6 protein-coding genes and 2 pseudogenes are annotated in these 5542 nt (G+C 48.5%); all 8 read left to right on the forward strand.

The window, feature by feature from the left end; genetic code table 11:
• Positions 1–342: pseudogene (locus Q0200_RS10595) on the forward strand (cytochrome C); the annotation flags it as partial.
• Positions 339–1574 (forward strand): annotated as a pseudogene (locus tag Q0200_RS10600) (nitrous oxide reductase family maturation protein NosD). The pseudogenes Q0200_RS10595 and Q0200_RS10600, both read left to right, overlap by 4 nt.
• Positions 1571–2251 (forward strand): 4Fe-4S dicluster domain-containing protein, encoded by a 681-nt coding sequence (locus Q0200_RS10610; protein ID WP_297941019.1) that lies wholly within the window; start codon positions 1571–1573, stop codon positions 2249–2251. The pseudogene Q0200_RS10600 and the gene Q0200_RS10610 overlap by 4 nt, the downstream one beginning before the upstream one ends.
• Positions 2252–2253: 2 nt before the next feature.
• Positions 2254–2826 carry a hypothetical protein gene (locus Q0200_RS10615; protein ID WP_297941020.1) on the forward strand — a complete coding sequence of 191 codons (573 nt, stop codon included), beginning with the start codon at positions 2254–2256 and terminating at the stop codon, positions 2824–2826.
• Positions 2827–2835: 9 nt separating this feature from the next.
• Positions 2836–3291: a c-type cytochrome gene (locus tag Q0200_RS10620; protein ID WP_297941021.1), complete on the forward strand. Its 456-nt coding sequence runs from the start codon at positions 2836–2838 to the stop codon at positions 3289–3291.
• 3 nt (positions 3292–3294) lie between these two features.
• Positions 3295–4200 carry a NapH/MauN family ferredoxin-type protein gene (locus Q0200_RS10625; protein ID WP_297941022.1) on the forward strand — a complete coding sequence of 302 codons (906 nt, stop codon included), beginning with the start codon at positions 3295–3297 and terminating at the stop codon, positions 4198–4200.
• Positions 4201–4210: 10 nt separating this feature from the next.
• Positions 4211–4870 (forward strand): ABC transporter ATP-binding protein, encoded by a 660-nt coding sequence (locus Q0200_RS10630; protein ID WP_297941023.1) that lies wholly within the window; start codon positions 4211–4213, stop codon positions 4868–4870.
• A partial coding sequence (locus Q0200_RS10635) for an ABC transporter permease subunit (protein ID WP_297941024.1) occupies positions 4863–5542 on the forward strand: 680 nt, incomplete at its 3' end. The genes Q0200_RS10630 and Q0200_RS10635, both read left to right, overlap by 8 nt.

Genomic DNA, 5542 nt, shown 5'->3' on the forward strand with positions numbered 1-5542 from the left:
GCGATTGCTCCTTATTATCTGCTTATTTCCACGCTTTGCATGCTAGCCTTTTTATACTACGACGGCAAATTTAACTCCCTGCTCATGGTGCTTCCGACCATCGCTCCGCTGCTTTTTATGGGAGCGTTTGCGGGTTGGCTATACTGGTACGGACACAATATGCAAGAGTGGGGCGCGTTTAAGATAAAACCGTTTATGCCGACGGTTTTGGGCGATGGCAAGGTAGCGCAATTTACGACGCACTCGTATCCTAGCATAGGATTTTGGGTGATGATGGCTATGAGCGCGCTTTGTATCCTAGCCGTATTTTCAAAGAAAAAAGAGCTCAAAGACGCGAAATGAAATTTAAGCTTTTGCTCTTTTGCGCGCTAAATTTGACGGCCTTCGCCGGTCCGCTTCAAGACGCTATAAACGCCGCCGACCCAGGCGATATCTTGCGCCTAAACGACGGCCTTTACGAGGGAAATATAATCGTAGATAAGCCGCTAACGATAATAGGCAAGGGTGGTGGCGCCGTGATACGAGGCGACCACAAATCAAGCGTGATAAAAGTAACGGCAAAAAACGTTAAGCTTATAAATTTAAACATCGAAGGCAGTGGCACGAGCCAGATGGAGCTAGACGCGGGCGTTAGCTGCCTAAAAGGCAATAATCTCTTGGTTGAAAAAAGCCGCTTCAAAGACGTGCTGTTTGGTATCGAGCTATCAGAATGCAACCAAGCCGTGATAAGAGATAACAACATCACCTCAAAAGAGGGCTTTGACGTGCCTAGACGCGGAGACGCCGTGCGAGCGTGGTATTCGCACGAAAATTTGATCGAGCGAAACTACGTCTATAATAGCCGCGACATCGTGGCGTGGTTTTCTAGCAACAACGTAATCCGCAAAAATTTCGGCAAAAATAACCGCTACGCCGTGCATACGATGTACTCGGCGGACAACCTCATCGAGGATAACGAATTTAGCGGCGGAGCGGTGGGGATGTATTTTATGTTTTCTACAAATTCCCTCGTGCGCCGCAACGTGATAATCAACTCAAACGGAGCGTTTGGCGTGGGGATCGCGCTAAAAGACGCCTCTGGATTTAACATTAGAGAAAACACCTTTTTATATAACTCGCGCGGCATCTACTCCGACCGCTCGCCGCTAAATCCAGGCACCGTAAATACCCTAGAAAACAATCAAATTTTATAAAACGTCATCGGGCTGCAAATGCACGCGACGCAGGAAAAAAGCGTGTTTAAGGGCAATGATTTTATCGGAAACATGGAAACGGTTATTAACGACACGCCCGGCTCAAAGATCGAGCTAAACGAGTGGAGCGGTAATTATTTCGACGAATACGAAGGACTCGACGTCGATAGAGACGGTATCGGCGATACGCCATACTTGCACTTCGTTTACGCCGATAAGCTTTGGCAGTACTATCCGACACTGCGCTTTTTCTACGGTTCGACCGTGATTAGCGGGCTAAATTTCCTAGCTAAGCTTGCTCCCTTTTCCGAGCCGCTCAAGCTTTTAGAGGACGGCTCTCCTAAAATGCGCCCGAACAACGCTCAAAAGGCAACGCTATGAATAGACGAAATTTTATCGCCCTAACGGCAGGTGCGGCGGCCGCAGGCTACGGCATCGGATATTTTTTACCCAAAACGCGCGCAGACGAGCTTTTTTTACGGCCTCCGGGAGCGGTTAAAAATTTCGAATCGCTCTGCATAAAATGCGGCCAGTGCGTGCAGGTCTGTCCGTATCACAGCATCGGGTTACTAGACATCACGCAGGGCTACTCAACCGGCACGTCCTACATAAACCCGCACGAGCGAGGCTGCTATCTATGCGACCTTTTTCCTTGCGTTTTAGCCTGTCCCAGCGGCGCGCTAGATCACGCTACGACGCAGATTAGCGACGTAAAGATGGGCGTGGGCGTGCTACGAGGGCGCGAGGCCTGTCTAGCGTACAAAAACGAAAACGTAAATTTAAGCAGCGTTACGAGAATGCTTGAACGTAAAATTTACAACGACCGCGAGCAAGCCGTAAAAGACGCCGTCCAAAATAGCGTGGACAAGCCCTGCGATCTGTGCGTTAGCCTCTGCCCGGTCGGAGACGCCGCCATATCGATGGCTAAAAGCGACGGGCGAAATTTGCCCGAATTTAAACAAGGCTGCGTCGGATGCGGAGCGTGCGCCGAGGTTTGCCCCGTACAAATCATCGATATAGCGCCAAACCGCAGCTATGACGAAATTTACAAAGGATAAAAATGAGAAATAAAATTTTAGGCTGTCTCATCGCCCTCGCCGCCGCTATGCTGATAACTGGCTGCGAGAGCAAGGATGATAAAAAAAGCGCGACGCAAGCGGCAAAAACGCAGGCAACGCCCGCCGCCGCAGGCATGATAGAGACGCAAAAAGCAGACGCTAACACAACCGCGCAAAAAGACTACGACCAGTTTATGACCTACGATATAAACGGCAAAAAGAGAGTCAAATTTGGTCTAGACGACGAGGAGAGCGAGACTAGCCGCTCGGTAGGCGCTCTAGCGATGGTGCGAAGCCCGCTGCAAAGCATAAATTTAAAACTCGTAAAAGGGCGCCTTAGTAAGGACTTTATCGTAAAATGCTCCGCCTGCCACGACGACTACGCCAACGGCATTATCGGCCCGTCGCTGCTAAACAAAACCTCGGATCAAATTTACGACATGATCGCCGCATATAAGAGCAAGCAAAAGGCAAATCCGCTGATGAAAGATCTAGTTCGCGGTATGGACGAGGCGCAGATCAGGGCGCTAGCTAATGAAATCAGCGAATTTAACGAGCAATTTAGAAAAAAATAGGAGGCTAAAATGGGAAAGAAAATAGCGATAATCTTTGGGGTTTTGGTACTTGCGCTCATGGTTTTTATGCTAACTAGCCAGCCCTCAGCACCCGTAAAGGACGCTAGTAGGCCCGAGCTAAAGCCGGCACAGCAAACAAAGCCGAAAGTCGTAAACGAAGAGCTAAATTTGCAAGATAGCGAAGAGATCAAAAAGATCAAACAGCTGCAAAACAGCGTCGCAAATCAGCCTAGCGAGGGCGTTAGCAAGCGGTACCTAACCTCCTGCGCGCCTTGTCACGGAGCAAACGGCAAGGGTGTAATGGCACCTAAAATCTCAGGCAAAAGCAAGGACGAAATTTTAGCTAGGCTAAAAGACTACAAAGAAAATAAAGTACCAAACAGCCTAATGAAGGGACTTTTAAACAACGTATCAGACGAGGATCTAGGCTTGTTAGCGGATGAAATTTCAAAATTTAAAGAGTAGAAAATGGACAAGTACGCCACGCGCTGCACGGTCGCCAAAGTCCCGTTTCTAAGCACGCTCACGGCAAAAAACGCCGAGGGCAAAAAGCGCCTTAGTATCCGCGCTTGGCGGCTCATGACGATCGCGCTAGTGCATATTTTGTTCGTGCTTTCTTACCGCGCGGATATTCAAATTTTAGAAGGCGATATCAGCGGATCAAGGATTTTAGGCTTTCATTTGACGGACGCTTTTATGAGCTTTCAGGTATTTGCCGCGACGCACGAGTTTCCGACAAATTTGATCATCGGCACGGCTACGATTTTGCTTTTTTACGCACTCGTAGGCGGGCGAGCCTTTTGCGGCTGGATTTGCCCATATACATTTTTGGGCGAGATCGGCGAGAAAATCCACGAAAATTTAGCCGCCAAAAAGATAATCAAACGCCGAAATTTCGACCCCAAATGGCGCTACGTCTTTACTGCGCTTTTTATCGCGATGAGTTTTGCCAGCGCGCAGCTCGTGTTTGAGATTTTTAGCGTGACGGGTATAGTATCGCGCTTTATCATTTACGGCTATTTTCATGCGATTTGGTTTGCCCTTTTCGTGCTTTTAGTCGAGATTTTCTACTCCCGCAGAGGCTGGTGCCGCTACGTCTGCCCCATAGGCGCGACGTACTCGCTGCTAACCCGCACCAACGCCGTCAAAGTCAGCTGGAACAAAGATCGCTGCGACCACTGTTTGGTCTGCATCGATACCTGTCTCGTGCCGCACGTGCTAGAGATCACGAAGAAAAATGCTAAAACGGGCGACGACGAAAATAAAAAAGAATTTCGTCTCGTGGGCGGCGACTGCACGCTTTGCGGGCGCTGTATCGACGTGTGTCACCACGACGCGCTGAAATTCGACAACGGCTTTAAAAAGCTCATCTAAAAGGATAAATTTGATAATCTTAAAAGACATCACAAAGGCTTTTGGCTCACAAAAGATACTCCAAAACGTAAATTTGAGCATAGAAAAGGGGCAAAAAACGGTCGTGCTCGGGCAAAACGGCGCCGGCAAAAGCTCGCTGATGCGCATAATCCTGGGCGAATTTAAACCAAACAGCGGCGAGGTGCGAGTAAACGGCTTTGATCCTTTTACCGCGCGCAAAGAAGCTCTTAGCGTGATATCTTTCGTTCCGCAAACGCCGCCGCCGCTTAAATTTAACCTAAAAGAGCTTTGTGAGTTCGTCTGCAACAGCTCGGGCGTTGCGCAGGAAAACATAGAGAAATTTTGCGAAAAAATGGAGCTTGATCTAAAAGGAAATTTTCACAAGCCCTTTTATAAACTCTCAGGCGGTATGAAGCAAAAAATGCTAATCGCAATCGCCTTTGCTAAAAATACCGAGGCTATGATGTTTGACGAGCCGACGGCAAATTTAGACCCAAAAGCTAGGCGAAATTTTATGGATCTACTGGGCGAGTTCGCGCGCGAAAAGACGCTGGTTTTCATCTCGCACAGGCTTGATGAGGTACAGGGCATGTCAAACCGCTCCGTCGAGATGGATCTAGGCCGCATCATCAAAGACGAGCCGATAGCGCAAGGAGGCGACCGTGAATAACCTCCTACTCATCGCAAAACTAGACATCGCCGAGTCGCTGCGTTCGCGCTGGTTTCTCATCTATATGCTAGTTTTTATGGGACTTATCGTTACTTTTGTCTTTAGCGGCGTGACGGACTCGCGGGTGCTCGGCTTTAGCGGGCTTACGCGGCTTTTGTTGCTTTTTATCCAAATTTGCATTATCATCGTGCCCATTTTCATCCTCATCTCGACCGTGCGCAGCATCAGCGCCGACCGCGACACAAACCTGCTTGAGTATATGCTTAGCTTTCCCGTTAGCCTGGGCGAATACTATTTCGGCAAGGCTTTGGGGCGCATTTTCGTTATTTTCGTGCCGCTTTTGCTCTCTTTCGTTTTAGCCGTAGTTGCGGGTCTAGTTAAAAAAATAGAAATCCCGTGGGATATCCTAACCCTCTACACAGCCCTACTTTTCGCGCTTAGCTTCGTGTTTTTGTCGTTTGGATTTCTCATCTCCTCGATGATCAAAAATCAAGAAATGGGTCAAGGCGTCGCGTTTTTACTCTGGCTTATCTTGTTAGCGTTTTTGGATCTCGCGCTGATTGGCTTTTTGATGAAAACTAACGTGCGCGAGGATATCATCTTTTTTATCGCACTCATTAACCCGATCGAGGTCTTTAGGATCGCGGCGATTAGCCTATTTGATCCAAATTT

The organism is uncultured Campylobacter sp. (genome assembly GCF_938045225.1).
In the GTDB taxonomy this organism is placed as follows: domain Bacteria; phylum Campylobacterota; class Campylobacteria; order Campylobacterales; family Campylobacteraceae; genus Campylobacter_A.